Source organism: Natronospira elongata, assembly GCF_034931365.1.
Taxonomy (GTDB): Bacteria; Pseudomonadota; Gammaproteobacteria; order Natronospirales; family Natronospiraceae; genus Natronospira; species Natronospira elongata.
The window spans coordinates 84,828-104,711 of the sequence record NZ_JAYGII010000006.1 but is presented as its reverse complement, the minus strand read 5'-3'; the positions used below and the strand labels follow the sequence as shown (position 1 = coordinate 104,711).

At 61.8% G+C, this 19,884-nt stretch carries 17 protein-coding genes; 5 read left to right on the top strand and 12 right to left on the bottom strand.

Annotated features, from left to right (window positions below):
• Positions 1-141 precede the first annotated feature (141 nt).
• Positions 142-885: a sulfite exporter TauE/SafE family protein gene (locus VCB98_RS04805; RefSeq protein WP_346050769.1), complete on the top strand. Its 744-nt coding sequence runs from the start codon at positions 142-144 to the stop codon at positions 883-885.
• A gap of 4 nt (positions 886-889) precedes the next feature.
• Here the strand turns inward: VCB98_RS04805 and VCB98_RS04800 are convergent, their stop codons facing one another.
• From VCB98_RS04800 to VCB98_RS04775, 6 genes are all read right to left on the bottom strand, one after another.
• Positions 890-1,645 carry a glutamine amidotransferase gene (locus VCB98_RS04800; protein WP_346050768.1) on the bottom strand — a complete coding sequence of 252 codons (756 nt, stop codon included), beginning with the start codon at positions 1,643-1,645 and terminating at the stop codon, positions 890-892.
• 32 nt (positions 1,646-1,677) lie between these two features.
• On the bottom strand, positions 1,678-2,310 hold the full coding sequence (locus VCB98_RS04795; protein ID WP_346050767.1) for a DUF924 family protein: 633 nt from the start codon (positions 2,308-2,310) through the stop codon (positions 1,678-1,680).
• A 133-nt stretch (positions 2,311-2,443) separates the two neighbouring features.
• Entirely contained in the window at positions 2,444-3,220 is a 777-nt protein-coding gene (locus VCB98_RS04790) for an ABC transporter permease (RefSeq protein ID WP_346050766.1), read from the bottom strand.
• Complete coding sequence (locus VCB98_RS04785; RefSeq protein WP_346050765.1) at positions 3,217-4,155, bottom strand: ABC transporter ATP-binding protein; 939 nt, start codon at positions 4,153-4,155, stop codon at positions 3,217-3,219. The genes VCB98_RS04790 and VCB98_RS04785 overlap by 4 nt, the downstream gene beginning before the upstream one ends.
• Before the next feature lie 127 nt (positions 4,156-4,282).
• Positions 4,283-5,896, bottom strand: a complete 1,614-nt coding sequence (locus VCB98_RS04780; RefSeq protein ID WP_346050764.1) for a S8 family peptidase — start codon at positions 5,894-5,896, stop codon at positions 4,283-4,285.
• 246 nt (positions 5,897-6,142) lie between these two features.
• A complete protein-coding gene (locus VCB98_RS04775) occupies positions 6,143-8,161 on the bottom strand; it encodes a S8 family serine peptidase (RefSeq protein WP_346050763.1) in 2,019 nt (672 codons plus the stop codon).
• 528 nt (positions 8,162-8,689) lie between these two features.
• Here VCB98_RS04775 and VCB98_RS04770 point away from each other — a divergent pair.
• Complete coding sequence (locus tag VCB98_RS04770) at positions 8,690-8,938, top strand: hypothetical protein (protein WP_346050762.1); 249 nt, start codon at positions 8,690-8,692, stop codon at positions 8,936-8,938.
• Positions 8,939-8,946: 8 nt separating this feature from the next.
• Here the strand turns inward: VCB98_RS04770 and VCB98_RS04765 are convergent, their stop codons facing one another.
• From VCB98_RS04765 to VCB98_RS04745, 5 genes are all read right to left on the bottom strand, one after another.
• Positions 8,947-9,978 carry a metal-dependent hydrolase gene (locus tag VCB98_RS04765; protein ID WP_346050761.1) on the bottom strand — a complete coding sequence of 344 codons (1,032 nt, stop codon included), beginning with the start codon at positions 9,976-9,978 and terminating at the stop codon, positions 8,947-8,949.
• Between the two features lie 12 nt (positions 9,979-9,990).
• Entirely contained in the window at positions 9,991-10,575 is a 585-nt protein-coding gene (locus VCB98_RS04760) for a TetR/AcrR family transcriptional regulator (protein ID WP_346050760.1), read from the bottom strand.
• Between the two features lie 35 nt (positions 10,576-10,610).
• Positions 10,611-10,904 carry a DUF3775 domain-containing protein gene (locus tag VCB98_RS04755; protein ID WP_346050759.1) on the bottom strand — a complete coding sequence of 98 codons (294 nt, stop codon included), beginning with the start codon at positions 10,902-10,904 and terminating at the stop codon, positions 10,611-10,613.
• Between the two features lie 120 nt (positions 10,905-11,024).
• On the bottom strand, positions 11,025-13,172 hold the full coding sequence (locus VCB98_RS04750) for a S9 family peptidase (protein ID WP_346050758.1): 2,148 nt from the start codon (positions 13,170-13,172) through the stop codon (positions 11,025-11,027).
• Positions 13,173-13,196: 24 nt separating this feature from the next.
• Complete coding sequence (locus VCB98_RS04745) at positions 13,197-13,706, bottom strand: PaaI family thioesterase (protein WP_346050757.1); 510 nt, start codon at positions 13,704-13,706, stop codon at positions 13,197-13,199.
• Positions 13,707-13,867: 161 nt separating this feature from the next.
• Here VCB98_RS04745 and VCB98_RS04740 point away from each other — a divergent pair, with 161 nt between their 5' ends.
• On the top strand, positions 13,868-14,338 hold the full coding sequence (locus VCB98_RS04740; RefSeq protein ID WP_346050756.1) for an Mpo1-like protein: 471 nt from the start codon (positions 13,868-13,870) through the stop codon (positions 14,336-14,338).
• 306 nt (positions 14,339-14,644) lie between these two features.
• On the opposite strand, the gene VCB98_RS04735 is transcribed toward VCB98_RS04740, so the two are convergent.
• Positions 14,645-15,937, bottom strand: coding sequence for a malic enzyme-like NAD(P)-binding protein (locus VCB98_RS04735; protein ID WP_346050755.1), 1,293 nt, complete (start codon positions 15,935-15,937; stop codon positions 14,645-14,647).
• 370 nt (positions 15,938-16,307) lie between these two features.
• Between VCB98_RS04735 and VCB98_RS04730 the strand changes: the two genes are divergently transcribed.
• Positions 16,308-17,453 (top strand): acyl-CoA dehydrogenase family protein, encoded by a 1,146-nt coding sequence (locus VCB98_RS04730; RefSeq protein WP_346050796.1) that lies wholly within the window; start codon positions 16,308-16,310, stop codon positions 17,451-17,453.
• A 126-nt stretch (positions 17,454-17,579) separates the two neighbouring features.
• Positions 17,580-19,841 carry a thiamine pyrophosphate-dependent enzyme gene (locus VCB98_RS04725; RefSeq protein ID WP_346050754.1) on the top strand — a complete coding sequence of 754 codons (2,262 nt, stop codon included), beginning with the start codon at positions 17,580-17,582 and terminating at the stop codon, positions 19,839-19,841.
• The last annotated feature ends 43 nt before the right edge of the window (positions 19,842-19,884 follow it).

The window sequence follows — 19,884 nt, the reverse complement described above, 5'->3', positions numbered from 1 at the left end:
CGAAACACAGTGCACCTTCCCCCCCCCAGGAAAGCGGTTGCGCCTCCAGGCACCGATCGGGGGAGTTTGCGTTAATGTAACCATAAAGGCAAGTCACTGATTTTATTGGTGACGGGATGACGAGAATCGAGGAGAAAGTCAGTGGATTTCCCCATCGACAGCGTGGAATGGCTTCTGGCCTGCCTGGTTGTGGTGGTAGGCGCCACGGTGCAAGGCAGTATCGGCTTTGGGGTGGCCTTGCTGGGTGCACCGCTGCTGTTCCTGGTCAATCCCCTGCTGGTGCCGGCGCCCGTGATCATTATCGGCATGATCCTGCCGGCACTGATTCTGCTTCGGGACTGGCGGGCGGTGGCAGTGGCAGACGTAGCCTGGACACTTCCCGGCAAGGCGCTGGGAGCGGCGGTGGCAGGGATGATTCTGGGGATTGTCTCTGACCAGCTGTTGGGCCTGCTGTTCGGTGTTCTGGTGCTGTTGGGGGTTGCCCTCAGCCTGGGACGCCCGTGGCCATCGCCCGGTCCGATCCTGCGCTTCAGCGCGGGGGGTGCCGCCGGCTTCATGGCCACGACCACGGCCATCGGCGGCCCACCACTCGCCCTGGCCTTTCAGCAATTCAGTGGCCCCCGTTTGCGGGGCACCCTGTCCGCCTGCTTTCTGCCAGGGGGCATATTCTCCCTGCTTGCCCTGGCCTGGGCCGGACGCTTCGGGGTAGAGGAGATCATTCTGGGCATCAGCCTCTTGCCCGCCGCCCTCATGGGCTTCTGGCTATCTGACCGCGCTGCTCAGTGGCTGGATGGCGGCTGGCTCCGCCCCGCTCTGCTGGCGGTCTCCGCCCTGGCGGCGGTGATGGCCATTGTGCGTGCCCTGCACGCTGACGGCGGCCCATGAGCTCTCAGCCACTTCCCCTGACTGCGCCTCGTAACAGGCGGCGCTCATCCAGGCCGGCAAGCCAGTCGCTGAGCATGGCCGATGCCCGCCGCTGCATCCACGGACTGCAGCGCTGGGTCTGCTCACGCAGACGCTCCACGGATTGCAGGGGATGGGCATCCAGCTGGCTGACATGGGCGACCAACCATTGGTTCATCGCGGTGCAATCCACTTCCGGATGGAACTGCAGCCCCATGACCGCATCGCCCCAGGAGAAAGCCTGAACGTCGCAATCGTCCGTCCAGGCCAGACGCCGGGCGCCCTCGGGCAGGGCCATGGCATCCCGGTGCCAGTGGAGCACCGGCACCTGGTCAAGAAAGCGCAACGGTCCCGCACGACCTTCCTGTGACAGTTGCACCGGCCACCATCCCAGCTCCTCGGCAGCCCCCTCATGGATGCTGGCGCCCAAAGTCCGAGCCAGAAGCTGTGCCCCCAGGCATATGCCCAGTAAGGGCCGACCGCTGGCCAGGCGCTGCTCGATCAGGCGCAGCTCGTCGATCAGAAAGGGGTATCGCCTATCATCCAGGGCACTGGGTGGGCCGCCCAGGACCACCATCAGGTCATCCTCGCCAGCATCCACTGCGGTCAGATCATCGTTGGGCGCATCCAGGTATCGGATGTCATATCCCATGCCGGCAAAAACCAACTCAAGCCCGCCCAGCCCCTTGAAATTGAGCTGGCGTATGGCGAGCACCGTTCGGCTCACTGCATAATCGATCATGCTGACATCCTCGTCATTTTCGGGTAGTACCGCTAGAAGCCACGCCCTTCCACCCTCATGAAGCGCTCCTCATCGAAGCTGCTGTCCCTGCCGAGGGCTTTGTTCCGGTGAGGAAAACGTCCGAAACGATCGATCACCTCCTGATGCTTGCGGGCAAATTCCAGGTAGTACCGATACGATTCCCGATCCGGCTCTGGTACAGATTCCAGCAAGGACTGGAAAAGCTGCACACAGCGGCGTTGCAGCCCGGCATCCTCGGCGTGCTCCAACGGAAGATAGAAGAACACGCGCTGCAAGGGCGCCAATGCCTGGTCTGAACCTCGGTCGAGGCCATTGAGACACAACAATTGCGCTCTCTGGTCGCCTGCGAAGGCCTTTGCCTGATCACGATAAAGGTGGCGGGTGAATTGGTCGAGGAGAAGAATCAGGGCCAGGCGACCGAGGGGGGTATGGGCCCAGGGCTCCAGGCCACCCTCCAATGCCTGATCGGTCAAGCGACCAAAACGTTCACGGATGTATTTATCCGTCGCCGGGTCAGCCTGCCACCACAAGGCATTCCTGGATGGATCTGCTTGCAGGGGCATTTGCCGCCACTCCGGGCCGAACCAGAATGACAATATCTCTGCGGCCTTTTCCGGCACGTCCTGACCCAGCGCCTGCCCCATTTGCGTGACCCCCTCCCCGGCTCCGGCGATTGCGGAATGAGTGCACAACTGCCCTCACTATAGGACAGAAGCGGGGCACTTCCCATTTTTCATACTCATCAACCGGACGCGGATACCCCAGACCCTTCCACGATCAGGCACGCAAGCCGATGCCGCGCTTGAGCAAGTAAAAGGCAAGAATATACAAGACAATCAACATGGCCAGGATGATGACGAAGGCGATATCCAGGCGCACATCACTGACACCAAAGATGCTGTAACGGAAGAGGTTGACCATGTACAGGATGGGATTAAACAGGGAAAGCTCCCGCCAGGGCCCCGGCAATAGCTCCACGGTGTAAAACACCCCGCCCAGATAGGTGAGTGGCGTGAGAATGAAGGTCGGGATGATGGAAATATCATCAAACTTCTTGGCAAACACCGCATTGATCAAGCCGGCAAGGGAAAAGGTCGCCGAGGTAAGGAGCACCACCGCGGCCATCACCAATGGATTGGCAACTTGCAAGGGCACGAAAAGAGAGGCAATCAGGGCCACCAACAGCCCCACCAGAAGGCCACGCCCCATCCCGCCAATGACGTAACCGGCCAGAATCATGGAAGTGGGCAGGGGGGAGACCATCATTTCCTCGATATGCCGACCAAATTTGGCCCCAAAGAATGAGGAGACCACATTGCCGTAACTGTTCTGTATCACTGCCATGATGATCAGACCGGGTGCAATCCAGGCCATGAAATCCAGGCCACCCATTTCACCGACCCGGCGACCAATCAACTGGCCAAAAATGACGAAATAAAGACTCATGGTGATAGCCGGCGGAACCAGGGTCTGTATCCAGATACGCAGGACACGGGTAAGTTCCTTGTGCACGATGGTATAAAGCCCCACCAGATTCTGACGACGCCGGCTCATGACTCACCTCCAGCTCGGTCATTTCGCCCGCCATGCACCATTCGGACAAACAGCTCCTCAAGGCGATTGACCTTGTTACGCATGCTGGCCACCTGGATGCCCGCGTCACTCAATTGCTGGAACAGGGCATTGATGGAACGGTCACGGTGGATCTCAACTTCGATACATGTCTCGTCCACCATATTGAGCTGATAGCCATCCACTTCCGGCACTTCACGCAAGGCTGTTTGCAGGTTAAGAATGAAGGTCTCCGTGCTGAGCTTATCCAGCAAACGTCGGGTACTGGCCTTTTCGATGATCTGACCATGATCAATGATGGCGATATTCCGGCAAAGGTTCTCCGCCTCTTCCAGATAATGGGTCGTGAGGATGATCGTAGTGCCCTGAGCATTGATCTCCCGAAGGAACTCCCACATGGATCGGCGAATTTCAATATCCACCCCGGCAGTGGGCTCGTCCAGAATCAGCAAACGAGGCTCATGAACCAGGGCCCTGGCGATCATCAAGCGGCGCTTCATGCCACCGGACAGGTTCCGGGATGGGCTATCCCGCTTTTCCCAAAGATCAAGCTGCTTGAGGTAACGCTCAGCACGAGGCAATGCCTGGCGTCGGGATATGCCGTAGTAACCGGCCTGGTTCACGACGATGTCGCAGACCTTCTCGAACTGATTGAAATTGACTTCCTGAGGCACCACGCCAATGCAGGCCTTGGCCGCCTCCAACTCCCGGTCCATGTTGTGACCAAAGACCTCAATCTGCCCGCCTGTCTTGTTGACCAGGGAGGTGAGAATACCGATGGCCGTGGTCTTGCCTGCGCCATTGGGGCCGAGCAGGGCGAAGAAGTCCCCCTCCTCCACGTCCAGATCAATACCCTTCAAGGCTTCAACCCCGTTGGGGTAACGCTTGCTGAGCTGGCGAATGGAAAGCGCTTTCATGACGACCCGTCCGGCTGGTTTGCAAAGCGGCTTACTTTAACATGGATCAAGATCGGGCCGGCCGGTGTGGACGGGAAAAGCCGGGGCCCCGCAGGGCCCCGGCCGGCAAACCCTCCTGTCCGAGCGGTCAGGGGGTATTCATGCAGAAGGTATAGGCACCGGACCCGGTCCAGGACTCCAGCCGCCAGACGTAGTAGCCCGAACTGCCATTGTAGCTGATCTGGGCGTTCTCACTGCCGGAGTTGGGCAGAGACTGGGCGACGGTCTGCCAGCCATTCCACCAGCTGTACTGCTGCAGGAAGAGGTCATAAATGGCGTTGCTCGGCGAAGCCAGGATGCCCTGGTGCGTGCCTGCCGAGGCCTGATAGTAGGTGCCATTGGGCTCGAAGGTGCTATCACCGGAGCCACTGAGTGAACCAGTGAATTCCTGGAACCCGGCAGGGCAGGATCCACCATCACCACCACCGCCGTCATCACCGCCGCCGTTGGACAGGCGGCTGTACAGGAGGCGATTGGGCGAGCCGCTGCCAATGCCGGAGAGACGACCCGTGGTGGCATTGCCATACAAGGCGTTGGCGATCTGGGTCGGGCTGGCACCCGGGGCTGCTTGCAGGTAAAGGGCGACCACGCCGGCCACATGGGGGGCGGCCATGGAGGTACCACTGATGGTGTTGGTGGCGCTGTTGGAGGTATGCCAGGGCGCGGTGATATTGGACCCCGGGGCAAAAATATCGACACAGCTTCCCCAGTTGGAGAAGTTGGAACGGCTATCGTTGCTGGTGGTGGAACCCACGGTGATGGCTGAACTTGCGCGGGCCGGCGAGAAATTACAGGCGTTGGCGTTGCTGTTGCCGGCCGCCACCACCATGGTGACCCCCGCATTGGATGCCCCCTGAACGGCATTATCCAGGGCCTGGGAGGCGCCACCCCCGAGGCTCATATTGGCCACCGCTGGTGCATTGTGATTGGCGGCCACCCAGTTGACCGAGTCGATGATGATGGAGTTGGAGGTCTGGCCACTGCAGCCAAAGACCCGGACCGGGTAGAGGCGAACGCCCTTGGCCACCCCGTGGACGCTGCCACCGACAGTGCCGGCCACGTGGGTGCCATGACCATTACAGTCCGAGGTTCCCCGGCCATCATTGATGCCAGTCCAGCCAGGGCCCATGCGACCACTGAATTGGTTGTGACTGGCACGAATACCGGTGTCGATGATGTAGGCGTGCACGCCGGCGCCGGTGTAATCATAGTTGTAGGTATTATTCAGGGGCAGATCGCGCTGGTCGATGCGATCCAGGCCCCAGGTTGCGGGTGACTGACTTTGCTGCAGGTAGACGTGACGGTCTGCCTCGATGAAATCCACCCGTGGATCCCGGGCCAGGTTCGCCAGAGCCTGCTTTTCCGCCCCCTGGCCGCGGGACTGCAAGCCCGGTGTGGCGCGCAGGGAAAAGCCCCGGAGGGCTACATCATAACTGTGCTGGACGTCGAACCCAGCCTGCCTGCCCAGATCACGCGCCAGACTCTCCACGCTTTGAATGCCGGCCATCTCGTCTCGGAGCACGACGATGTATTGACCCGGAATCCGGTCAGGATGGTCGAGGCCATGAATGGGCGCACCGGGCTGAATCCGGTCGATGGCACCACCGACCTGATCAATCATCTGATGGGTTTGTGCGGACAGTCCGCCCGCCGAAAATACCAGGGCGGCTATCGCGGCCGCCATCGAGTTTCGCTTGATCATTACTGAATCCCCTCACATTGTTGAACCAACCCGGCTCACCGTGAACCGGGTGCCATCAAATAAAGTTCACTGGAGGGGATTTCGACGTGACCCAGTTCACATTTTCCGATACAAAAAAGTGCACGTGAGGACTTATGTAACACTTGCCGCCCATATGCCATCGGGGCATCAATCGCCGTACACAAAAAAGCCGCGGCCCCCTGGGGGGCCGCGGCCATAGTCCTGCCTTAATTCGGGATAAACCGCTTAGGGCGTATCCATGCAGAACACATAGTCACCGGAGCCATTCCAGATCTCCAGGCGCCAGACGTAGAAGCCGGAGCTGCCGTCATAGCTGATTTCGGCAGCCTCACTGCCACTGTTGGGCAGGGATTCGGCCACATCACTCCAGCTCCAGCCACTCCAGCGCTGCAGGTAGAGATCAAAGATGGCGTCATCCGGCGAAGTCAGGATGCCGTTATGGGTGCCGGCACCGGCCTGATAGTAGGTACCATCGGGCTCATGGGTGCTGGTGCCACGACCGCCGCTCAGGGAGCCGGTGAATTCCTCGTAGCCACCCGGGCAGGCACCCGGCTCGGAGCCACCGTCGTCGCCGTCGTCTCCGCCGCCGTCATCGGAACCACCATCGTGGTTACCGACCAGGGTGACACCGGAGAAGTCGTTGTAGGCGTGAATCATGACATGCCAGGTGCCGGCGTCGGGATCGCTGAATTCACAGGTCTCGTCATTACCGAACTCATAGGGACGGCAATCCCAGTCATTCAGAGTCGGCTCGGCACCGAAACGGACGTACATGTCCGGCACACCGGAACCCATGATCATGTCGAAGACCAGTTCGCTGGCATCAGCGGGCACTTCCATGGTGAATCGCAGCTCATCGCCCTGGCTGCCGGAGAGGCCGCTCACGGCTTCGCCGTTCTCGAGGACGGAGTCATCGCTGCCACCATCGTCGCCGCCGCCATCATCACCGCCGTCGTCGCCATCATCGCCGTCATCACCGCCACTGCCTTCGGTTACGCGGCTGTAGAGCAGCAGATTGGGCGAACCGTTGACGCCGCTAATGCGGCCTTCGGTGGCTTCACCCACCAGGGCGCTTTCCACCTGGGCCGGGCTGGCACTGGGGTTCTCACCCAGGTACAGCGCGGCAACACCGGCCACGTGCGGGGCGGCCATGGAGGTGCCGCTGATGGTGTTGGTGGCGCTGTTGGAGGTGTGCCAGGCAGCGGTAATGTCGGAGCCCGGTGCGAAGATATCCACGCAGCTTCCCCAGTTGGAGAAGTTGGAACGGCTGTCATTGCTGGTAGTGGAACCCACGGTGAAGGCCTGATCGGCGCGGGCCGGGGAAACATTACAGGCGTTCTGGTTCTCGTTACCGGCGGCTACCACCATGGTCATGCCGGCGCTGGCACCGTTGTTCACGGCATTGTCCAGAGCCTGGGAGGCACCACCGCCGAGGCTGAGGTTGGCCACGGCCGGGCCACTCATGTTGCTGACGGCCCAGTCAATACCGTCCAGGATCGCCTGAGTGGTAGTACCACCGGAGCATCCAAAGACGCGCACGGAATAGAGGTCGGCGTTCTTGGCCACACCATAGGTGCTACCGGCGGCCGAACTGGCAACGTGGGTACCGTGACCGTTACAGTCACCGATGCCGTCGTTATCGACGGTGTTCACGCCACCGGCGACGCGGCCACCGAAATCCTGATGGCTGGTGTTGATACCGGTGTCGATGATGTACACCTCAACGCCACTACCGTCGGCGTCATAGACGTACTGGTTATCGAGAGGCAGATCGCGCTGGTCAATCCGGTCCAGGCCCCAGGTGGCGCCGTCCTGCACGGTCTCCTGCAGCCAGATCTGGCGATCGGCCTCGACGAAGTCCACGCGGGGATCGGCGGCCAGACGCTTCAGCGCCTCGGTGCTTTGAAAGCCACGCTGACCGGTCTCAACCGTGAAGCCCTGAATGGCGGTGCTGAACTCCCGGCCCACGTCAAAGCCCACCTCACTGGCCAGGCTTTGTGCGGTGGCGCCCACGTTCTGAACTCCCGAGACGTCATCGTTGAGTACGACGATGTAGCTGCCGGGAATTCGGTCGGGGTGGTCCAGGCCAAGAATCTTGCCCTTATTCGCACCTGCACTGCCGCCGATGACGCTGCCACCGGCCCAGACATCGATGTTACCGCCGCCGGTATCCGCGCCAGTGGCGGCTACCGAACCTGCGGCCATGGCCAAGGCCATGGAACTGCCAAGTACAAACTTCTTCACATTACCCTCCGGATCTTGCTCCGATCGACCGCCGTCGCGAACGGCCTGGGTGAAAAAAAACGGGTCCGCAGACCCAGAAAAGCGTCCCTTGTTTGCGGCCCCCGACATTGGTGTCCCACCAATGCCCGCGACTTGGTCGGGGCCGACGCAGCGGATTTCTCCGTCCACGATTTCCCGGCACCGCAGTGCCGAGCCACGTCTTCACCCTAGAAGCCAAAGCGCGGGAAAGATGTGACGGAGTTCACAGAATTGGAACTTTTTTGCAACAACCACATGGCGGGAAAGCACGACCAAAGGAGCGTAAGCGATTGTAATAAAAAGCCTTTTTAAAAAACGCAGGTTTCTGCTGTTGTGTATATACAAATGCGACTGATCCAGACAGGGAGCTGGCTTGTAGGATATTTCTGATATTGCTGCAGGACTTTCCGGTATCCGGGCTTACCCCCCTACATTTGTATGGCTCCACCTCCCTATAATCGGGCTTCATCAATGTCTTCTAATGGCCGGTCGGCCTAGGAGGGTCGGGACATGGAGCGTCAGATCACGCGTTGTAACTCCCACCGAAACCCCAGCGATTACCGCTGTATCACCGAGACCGAGGTGCTTTCGGACATTCAGTATTTCCGGGATCAACTGGCAGAACTGCCGGTGGATGCGGACCGCTACACCCAGGCTCGTCGGCACGTGTACATCACCCTGCTACAGCAACGCCGGCAGCTGCTCGCTGCCACGCGGGCAGGGCGACCGGAGGACTGGCCCGCATTCAAGCTCGACTAGGACAGCCCTCACCACCAGCCGATCCGCCGTCTTTCCCATTCGCCCCCCGGGCTCTGGCACATGGCATAGCGAAAGGCGGGTTCCGGCAAGCCCGGGAGCTGGAAGCGGAGGTCGCTGAAAATGGCGCAGCGATCGCCGTCGTGATGCTCCACTGCATGGAGGTAGGGTAGCTGCGCGAAGTGGCGGTAGGGACCAAACTCCGGTCGCCGCCAGGCTTCGACGACGAAGGCCCGTTCTTCCCCCTCCCCAAAGCGGGATACCCGCTCCCACCGCAGAGAGTCCACCGAAGCGAAGGTTTGCCAGTGTACCGCGACGGGGTTTTCTCCCGTGACCTCGCCACCACTCCTGCGAAAAAAGCCCAGATGGGCCAGATAATGGAGCTCGGGGCCTTCAATGATCAGTCGCCAATGAAGTGGGCTGAGGGGCTGGGGCAAGGCGTGGATTCGAGCATTGGGCAAGCCCTTCTCCAACGCCTCGGCTCGGGCATGCTCAAGCGCATTCAGCTTCAGCGCCCCCTGCAGGCCCACCAGTCCGATGCAGGCGAAGAAAAACACCGACGGCAGCCAGGCCGGCCACGGTCGCCAAATCGCCACCAGGCCCAGCAGCAACAGCAAACTGATCCAGGGATCAATGATGAAAGTGGAAGGGAAGGCCAGTGGTACCGAAGACAGAGGAGCAAACAACTGTGTGCCGTAGCTGGTAATGAAGTCACCGGCGATGTGCAGTCCCATGCCGATGAGGAAAATCCGAAAGCCATCCCGCCAATCCCGTTCATGGGGCCAGAAGCGGGCAAGCAGATAGCCCAATAGCAGGGCCCAGAGGGGCCACATCAGCAGGGAATGGGTAATGCCTCGGTGAAGGTTGAGGTAGGTAAGCTCATCCGCAAGCAGCCGCAACACCCAATCCACATCCGGGAACAGGGCAGCCATTGCCCCCAGAAGGAGACGCTCACCCGGCGCAAAGGCTCGGGTACCGGGACGGCGGGGACGCAGGACATGATTGCCGAGGGCGCCACTCAGGGCATGGGTCAGTGGATCCAATGCTGCCTCATCTCACGCATCGCCAGGCCAGAGGCGGCCGAGAGCCACCGCATTGCCAAGACGGGCGCGCAGGAAGTCATGACTGCGCCCGAAACCCTGGCTACGGTCCCCGCACCAGACCGCGAGAGTGGAAAGAAAGACCCCGCTCAAGGCGGTTTCCTCCAGGGCACGACGCATGAAAGTCGCGTCCCGGCGGCAACACTCCCGCATCCATTGCACGCTACGGCTGACTCGCAGCAGCGTTGGGAGCTGGATATGCAGGTGTCCGGGCTCCATTCGCACCGCAAGCATTTCACGAAAACTGCGGGGGTAAGCGGAAGGCAGCGTCAGCCAGGCCAGCACACAAGCCTCGAAATTCTCGGGAAACTCCAACTGTCGGAATGCCTCGGCTTGGCTTTGGGCCAGCATATCGGCATCGGCCCGATCCCAGAACCAATCCACCAGCGCCTCTTTCTCTGTCAACCAGGGATGCAATGCATCCAGGCCGACACCCAGCACAGCGGCGACGTCATACAGGCGGACCGCTTCCCAGTGGCGGTCCGCGGCCAGCGCCAGTGCGGTATCCAGGATACGCTGCCTGTCAAGCTCGGCTGACACCGGAAGACTCCCGGGCGACCGCCGTCGCCCCGTGGTCACAAACGCCCGGAGGCGTCCAGAATCTCCAGACCGCGAGTCAAGCTGTTGCCCAGCTGCTCGTCTTCGGCAAACAGTCCTGCGGTCTTTTCATCGATCTTGAAACGGGCCTCGATGACCAGGGCGTCCCAGTGGCGGGGCGACTCATCGTCCCGTGCCAGCCAGAGCAGAGCCTTGAGCTCTGCCAGGGCATCCTGAGGCAGTGCCCGGAGCTCGGCCGCCAGGCCATCGGCATCTCCAGTCCCTTGCAAATCCACCAGGCGACGAACCCGGTCTGGTGACAGGTGCTTCATTGTTTTTCTCTCCCTGTCCGGCCCCTTGGGGGGCATATGGAGTACTCACCTACCCACAAGCATAGTCGAGCCAGCGAAAACGCAAGCCCTGCCAGCCATTCGACCGGCAGGGCCCGGCGCTCACTGCAGGTAATCGTCGAACCACTCGCGGATATGGTTTAGGCGCTGGATCCGCTGGGACGGCGGGCCCTGGCGACTCAAGCCATGGCTGGCCTCGGGAAAGATCACCATGCGGGCGGGCTTTTGCTGCATCCGCAACTGGGCGTAGAACTGCCGGGTCTGCTCCAGCGGCGTCCGCCAGTCCTCCTCGCTGTGAATCAGCAGAATGGGCGTCTCGACCTGGTCCACGTAAGTAAGCGGCGAACGCTCCAGGTACTGCATCGGATCTTCCCAGGGCGGGGCGGAGAACCAGGCCTCGACAAAAAACAGATTCATGTCCGCGGTGCCGACAAAACTGTGCCAGTTGAGTACGGAACGCTGGGCGGCGGCCGCGGCGAAACGGTCGGTCTGGGTAACCGTCCAGGCGGTGAGCAGACCACCGCCACTGCCACCGGTAACGCCCAGGCGATCGGCGTCCACATAGCCCTGCTCCAGCAACCAGTCCACACCGGCCATGAGGTCCTTGTAGTCATCGCCGGGATACTCGTACTGGATGATATTGCCGAACTCATGGCCGTAGCCCGAGGAGCCCCGGGGGTTGGTGATCAAAACCACATAGCCGGCATCGGCCAGTGTCTGGAATTCATGAAAGAAGGTGGTGCCGTACATGGCGTGGGGGCCGCCATGAACATAGAGAATCGCGGGATATTCCCGGCCCGGGTCGAAGTCATCCGGGCGAATCACCCAGCCCTGGATATCGAGACCGTCAAAGGATTCGTACCAGACCTCTTCATAGCCGGGCAGTTCGCGATCGCCAAGGATAGAGTCATTGAGCCGGGTGAGACGCTGCCAATCTTCCTGCTGGGCGAGGGACCCGGCGTCGGCAAGGTAGACATCGAAAGGCTGACTCGGTGAGGACCACAGCAAACTGATCCGGTCTCCGCCGATGCTGAATTCGGCCAGGTCACCGGCCTGGTAGCTAGTCAACTGCTCTACCGCGTCGCCATCGAGGGAGCGGCGGGCGAGCTGGGTCTGACCGTCCACCGCCGTGGTGAACCAGATGGATTCGCTATCCGGTGCCCATTGCAGGCGGGGCCCACCCCCGGTGGGGGCACTCATGTCACCACTGGTACCATCGGCAACGCCACGGTCGTGATCGCCACTCAGCAGTCGCTCTTCGCCCCCGTCGGCGGGCATGACATAGAGCTCCGTGAGCGTATAGCTGAAGGGCGTATCCCGATACTCGCTGCCGGTAAAGGCAATCCATTCTCCATCCGGCGAGGGCCTTGGCGTGCCCCGGTTGCGACGCCCTTCGGTCAACTGCTCGGGGTCCTGCTCACCATCGACCGCAACCCGGTAGATATGCCGCTCGCGCAGGCGCCAATCGGCGTCCTCCTCGAGCAGGCCGGAAAAGTACAGATAATCGCCATCGCCGGACCAGGCCGGGTTGCCGTGATCATGGTCGCCGTGGGTGATCCGCGTGGCGCGGCGCGGCCAGTCACCATCGTCCTCGGCCGAGACCGTCCAGAGGTGGACGGGGTCTTCGGGCAGATAATCGGCACGACCATCCGCCTGATAACGGAGCCCCTCGATCACGACCGGTTCCGGCGCGGATTCCATCTGCTGGCCCGACTCCAGACCGCGGGCCTCACGCTCGCGCTGCTCGGCTTCGCGAGACTCCTCACGCCGAGCTTCGCGTTCTTCCTCGGTCAGGGCCCTGGACGCAAACGCGATCTTCTCACCATCCGGACTCCACAGCGGGGCGCCGGCACCACCCTCCACCCGGGTCAGCTGGCGGGCCTCCCCCCCCTGCATGTCGATGACCCAGATCTGGCCGTTGTCCCGACGACCGGAGAGAAAGGCGATACGTTCCCCATCCGGTGACCAGCGAGGATTACGGTCGTTGGCCTCGTGGGTGGTAAGGGGACGATGCCGCCCCTGCTCCAGGTGCTTGATCCACAGACTGGTCCGGTAGCGATCCTGCTCCCGATCCACTTCCGTGCGCACATAAATCAGGCGCTCACCATCCGGGGAAAGGCGGGCATCCGCCGCCCAGGACCAATGCCAGAGGCTCTCCGCCTTGAGTGGCTCGGCCTGGGGACTGGCCGCGCAGGCCGACAGCAAAACCGGGGCTAGCAATACAGTGATCAGCGATTTTCGCAGAGACATGTCTTGTCCTTGGTTGAGTGAAACTCAAAGATCTGTCAGGTCCACCGCCTGGTGGTCGACGCGGCAATAGCCCTTGGGCCGGATCGCAACCGCGTTGCGGATTACCGAACAACAGCGGCCGTCCTCCCGAAAGAAACCGTAGCGAAACTCCGGCGTTGCCCGCCCCTGTCTGGCCAGTTGGGCGCGGATGGCGTCTTCCTGTTCGGGGCTCATTTCGAAGCGAAGTTCCAAATTGCTGGAGCCGGCGGTGTGAAAATCAATGTGCATGGATCGCGTCCAGACCGAATAGCCGGGAAAAACCCGCGAACAGGCCAGGGCGGCAATGGGATCGGCAAGCGCCGCCTGCCAACCACCGAACATGGTCCCGCCTGGGTTGCGTGAAAGGGTGTTGAGCGGCAAGCGAATTCGGCAGAAACGCCATTGCTCGCGCATTTCCACTACCTTGATTCGCATCATGAAGAAGGGCGGATAAAGCTCCAGCTTGCGCGTTTCGCTCAAAAACGGAAACCGGGCAATGAATCGCAACAGGCGCATGCAGCACAGACTCCTTCCAGGAAAGTGCGGGTCACCCCTCCCCATCCCGGCTCTGGCGGGCAGTGGTCCGATATCGGACTTTACCCGATACCGTGACCCAGGTGCGAGGTGAGAGCCGCTGGGGCATCATGAGGGCTCAGACCCTAGAGAGAGCGTTTGCCATGCTGCGTGGAGGACAGGCCTGGATTCGGCACTACGGTGACAGCCGGCAACATCCGGTCAACCGCCGAATGCACCTGCTGGGTCTGCCCCTGACGGCCTTCGGGCTACTCACTCTGCTGTGGGCGCTGAATATTCCCGTGGATACCGGCACCGTGCCCCTGCACCTGAATGCCGGCCTGATGGTGGTCATGGCGGCGGTGGTCTATGCCTTCCTGCTGTCCCCCTTTCTGGCCATCCCCTTTTCCCTGGGGGCCTTGCTGGCGATCCTGGCGGTGGATTGGCTGGCCAATCAGGGACTGGCCCTGGCACCGTCCGGCGCCGCCCTGATGCTGGCGGGCTGGCTGCTCCTGGCCCGGGGGCACCGCGCCGAGGGCAACCGGCCCGACTGGTCGGGCTGGATTCAGCACCTGCCGGTGGGCCTGGTCTGGCTGCTGGCGCGGGGCTTCGACCGCTGGCGCTTGCCCTGGTGAAAAGACGGTGCCGGCCCGCGCCCTGAGGAACCTCTGATTAATTCATTCGCACCCGCAGTTGGCGCTGAGAGCGTCTGATTCAAGGCGCATTGCGCAGCACAGTAGCCTCTGCGCTACGGGCAAGCAATGCAACGCTGAAGCAGGCGCTCTCAGCGCTAACCCCTTGTGGGCCAGCGGGATTTTCCCTCTCGACTTCGTTGCTCCTCGCTCATGTAGCACAGCGCTACACTACGCTCGTCGCGCCTCGCGAGAGGGAAAATCCCGCTGGCTGCGGGTGCGAATGAATTAATCAGAGGTTCCCCATGATTACCGGGATGCGGCCTCGCACACGGCTTCGGCCACGGCCTGGTGGACGCTGGGGTCAAGGGAATCCGGCACCAGTTCATCTTCCGGCGCCCGCGCCGACAGGGCCTGGGCGGCAGCGAACAGCATCTCGTCGGTAAAGGCGGTGGCGCCGGCGTCGAGAATGCCACGGAACAGACCGGGAAAGCCCAGGGCATTGTTGATACCCTTGCCGTCGGCGGCATAGGCGGCCCCCCGAGCCAGGGCGACGTTGGGCTCGATTTCCGCATCCGGGTTGGACAGGGCGAAGATGATCTGTCCCTCACGAACCCACTCCGGTCGAATCAGGCCGCGAACCCCGGTACAGGCAATCACCACATCGCTCTGGGCCATCAGTTCCGGCAGCTGTGCGCGACGCCCACCCATGGACTCCAGCCGCTCGAGCGCAGTCTCGTCAAGATCGGCACCCACTACCTGCTCCACGCCATAGGCCTGCAACAGACGGGCAATACCAATCCCGGCCGACCCCAGGCCGATCTGTCCGACAACACAATCGGTCAGCTCCCGACCCACCCGCTTGGCGGCGCTCATCAGTGCGGCCAGTGTCACCACGGCCGTGCCGTGCTGATCATCATGGAGCACCGGCTGGGCCAGCCGTTCACGCAACAGGGCCTCCAGGCGGAAACAGGCCGGGGCGGCAATATCCTCAAGCTGAATCGCGCCAAAGGACGGCGCAATGGCGCTGATCAGATCCGCCATGCGATCGGGATCGCGCTCATCAATGAGGATGGGGACGCCGGATATGCCGGCAAACTTGTCGAACAGCGCCGCCTTGCCTTCCATCACCGGCATGCCTGCCACGGCCCCGATATCACCCAGGCCGAGAATGGCGGTGCCATTGGTGACGATGGCTACCGAATGAGCGATATAGGTGTATTCCCTTGCCAGCCAGGGATTGTCCCGAATGGCCAGGCAGACCCGGGCCACGCCCGGGGTATAGATGTCGCGCAACTCCTGCAGGGTTGCCAGCGGCAGGCGGGACTGCATCCGGATCTTGCCCCCCCGGTGGCGGTTGAAGACCCGGTCTGATTTGCCCAGAAGGCGGGCATTGGGCAGGGCTTCGATCTTCTCGTAGAGCCCGTAATGGACGTCTTCATCCATTTCCAGGGTGATTTCCCAGACCGTCTTGTCCTGCTCCCGGCGTACTGCATTGAGATGTTCCACCACAAGGCCACAATCACCAATCACCTGCAGAATCTTGGCCAGGCTGCCGGGCTTGTGATGGGATTCTACGAGCAGTATCTCAGGTATCTTCATGCGGTCTCTGCAAACGGGGCTATGGTAAACGGGCCGGGATAACCGGGACTGTTTGAAGGGTGGCAATTATAGCCCGTATCTTCAGGTGATTCCGAGCCTTCCTGCAGAGCAATACCGTTTGAATCACAGTCAGCGGCAAGGGTATCGGGCCGGCCGCCGCTTGCCCGGCAGGCATCCCCCTTCAACCACCCGCCTCAAGCGACCACTCGCCGCCAACTCCAGAACAAGAGAGGGCACAAATCCGATATAATGGCGGAATTTCCCGGCCAAAAGGGGATCAGTGGCGGCGCCAGCCGTCGCGGCCGGTCCAATTCCAAACTCACGCCGACGCAACGAATCCGAGGTTACTACCGTGCAAGCACTCAACCCCATGGATCTCTACGACATCCGCTCCGAACTCAGTGACGAAGAACAGATGGTGCAGGACACTGTCGGCCGCTTCGTTGACGAAAAGGTATTGCCGAATATCGGTGAATGGTTTGAGGACGGGTATTTCCCCAGGGAACTGATCCCCGAATTCGCCGAACTCGGCCTGCTGGGCAGCTCCCTGGAGGGCTATGACTGCGCCGGCCTGAACTCGGTCTCCTACGGCCTGATCTGTCAGGAGCTGGAGCGGGGGGATTCCGGTCTGCGCAGCTTCGTCTCGGTGCAATCCAGTCTCTGCATGTTCCCCATCTACGCCTATGGCTCCGAGGAACAGAAGGAGAAATGGCTGCCGCCCATGGCCCGCGGCGAGAAGATCGGCTGCTTCGGCCTCACCGAGCCCCACGGCGGCTCCGACCCCTCCAACATGAAGACCACCGCCAAGAAGAAGGGCGATGACTGGGTCATCAACGGCGCCAAGATGTGGATCACCAACGGCTCCATCGCCGACGTGGCCATTGTCTGGGCCATGACCGAGGACGGGGTTCAGGGCTTTCTGGTCGAGAAAGGCATGAAGGGTTTTGACGCCCCCGAGATCAAGCACAAGATGTCCCTGCGGGCTTCGATTACCTCGTCGCTGTATTTCGACAATGTGGTGGTGCCGGAAGCCAACCGCCTGCCCAAGGTCAAGGGCCTCAAGGGCCCGCTGTCCTGCCTGACCCAGGCCCGTTACGGCATCACCTGGGGCGGCATCGGCGCGGCCCAGGCCTGCCTGCGGGAGCTGCTGGATTACACCGCCGACCGCAAGCTCTTCGGCCGCCCCCTGACCCAGACCCAGACCACCCAGTTGCGCTTGGCGGAGATGTCCCGCCAGATTACCCTGGGCCAGCTGATGTCCCTGCGCCTGGGGCGCATCAAGGATGCCGGCAAGCTCCACCCCAGCCAGGTTTCCCTGGCCAAGTGGAACAACATCCGCATGGCCATGGACGTCGCCCGCGACGCCCGGGATCTGCTCGGCGGCGCCGGCATCACGGTGGAACACTGCCCCATCCGCCACATGCTGAATCTGGAATCCGTCATCACCTATGAGGGCACTGAGACGGTGCATCAGCTGATTATCGGCCGGGAGCTGACTGGGGAAATGGCGTTCTGAGCCGCGAGCTACGAGCTTCGAGCGGCGAGCTGTCAGTGCCGACTCGCCGCTCGTTGCTCGTAGCTCGCCGCCTTCATCCGCAAGCCGCCGCACCTGAATACACATTAAGAGTCAGTCGAAGCAACCATGTCTACCGGCCTCGCCAAAAAAGGAACCCGCGCCATCAACCGGGCGGAGATCGTTGATCAGAACTTTCTCGAGTTTCTCGAGGAATGGGATGAGGTTGTCGACAAGACCGATGACCTGTCAGCCACGGTGGCTGAGCCGGGTCTGAGCGGTAAGGCCTTCATCGAGCTGTTTGAATCGCAGATGCTGTCCCGGCATCTGGATATCGAGGCTCGGGCCATGCGGGGCCGGAACGAGGGTTTCTACACCATTGGCAGCTCCGGCCATGAGGGCAATACCGTGGTGGGGCGGGTGACCCGGCATACGGATCCGGCCTTTCTGCATTACCGCTCGGGCGGTTTCATGATGGAGCGCAGCCGCAAGCTGGAATCCATCGACCCGGCCTACGACACCGCCCTGTCCCTGGCCGCATCCAGTGATGACCCCATCTCCGGTGGCCGCCATAAGGTCTGGGGATCGCTGCCGCTGTGGGTGCCACCGCAGACCTCCACCATCGCCAGTCATCTGCCGAAAGCCGTGGGCGCGGCCATTGCCATTGCCCAGGCCAAGCGACTGACCGGGGAAGTTCCGGTGCCCGAGGAGAGCATCGTGGTCTGCTCCTTCGGGGATGCCTCGGCCAACCATGCCACCGCCCAGGCCGGCTTCAATGCCGCCGGCTGGACCAGCCATCAGAACCTGCCCTGCCCCGTGCTCTTTGTCTGCGAGGACAATGGCATCGGCATTTCCGTGCAGAGCCCGGCCGGCTGGATCGAGGCCAGCTTCAAGGCCCGTCCCGGCATCAAGTATTTCACCGCCGACGGCTTGGACCTGCTGGACACCTGGCGAGCCACCCGCGAGGCCGAGGACTATGTCCGCCGGACCCGCAAGCCCGCCTTCCTGCATCTCAAGCTCAAGCGCCTGCTGGGTCATGCCGGCACGGATGTGGAAACCGATTACCGCTCGCTGGAAGCGGTGGAGTCCACCGAGGCCCAGGATCCCTTGCTGCTCTCCGCCGAGACCGCCCTGGAAGAAGGGCTGATGACGGCGGATGAGATCCGCACTCTGTATGAATCGGTGCGGGAACGGGTTCAGGCGGCTTCGGGCAAGGCGGCTGAACGGCCCAAGCTGGAAACCGCCGAGGCGGTAATGAAACCGCTGGCCCCCTACAGTCCGGAGGCCGTGAATGCCGAGGCCACCCGGGACGATTATCAGGAATCGCGTCATGAAGTCTTTGGCGAGCGCCTGCCCGAAAGCCAGCCGGCCCGGCACCTGTCGATTCAGATCAACCGGGCCATGCATGATCTGATGGCCAAATACCGCGAGATCACGGTATTCGGTGAAGACGTGGCCCAGAAAGGTGGGGTCTATACCGTCACCGCCGGATTGTACCGGCAGTTCAAGGGGCACCGGGTCTTCAATACCCTGCTGGATGAAACCACCATTCTGGGCATGGCCCAGGGCCAGGCCATGATGGGCCTGTTGCCCATGCCGGAGATCCAGTATCTGGCCTACTTCCACAATGCCTGTGACCAGATTCGTGGGGAAGCGGCCTCCCTGCAGTTCTTCTCCAATGATCAGTACCGCAACCCCATGATCATGCGGATCGCCGGGCTGGCCTATCAGAAGGGCTTTGGTGGCCACTTCCACAATGACAACAGCTTCACCGCCCTGCGGGATATTCCGGGCCTGGTCATTGCCTGCCCGTCCCGGGGGGATGATGCCGCCATGATGCTTCGCACCCTGGCGGCTCTGGGCAAGGTGGATGGCCGCATTTCGGCCTTCCTGGAACCCATCGCCCTGTACATGACCAAGGACCTTTATGAGGCCCGGGACGGGGAGTGGCTATTCCCCTATCCGGAACCAAACCGGGCGATTCCGCTGGGCGAGGGCCGGGTCTATGAGCTCAATGCCGAGGATCTCTTGATCATCACCTTTGGCAATGGCGTCCCCATGTCCCTGCGAGCGGCCCGGCAGATCGAGCAGGAGAGCGGCAAGCGGATTCGGGTACTGGACCTGCGCTGGCTCAAGCCCCTGAACCGGGAGTTCATTGCCCAGCATGCCCGCGACATTGGCCGCGTACTGGTAGTGGATGAGAGCCGCCGGACCGGTGGCCTGGCCGAGGAGATCTTCACCGTGATCGAAGAAGAAGCCGGCCATGGTATTCGCAAGGCCCGGGTCTGCGGTGACGACAGCTATATCCCGTTGGGTGATGCTGCCAATCGAGTGCTGATGCAGGAATCTGACGTCCTGGCTGGCGCCAGAGCCCTGCTCGCGGGAGAATAGGCGGGCCCTGGGCGGCCACCGGCCACCATTCACGCGCGGAGAA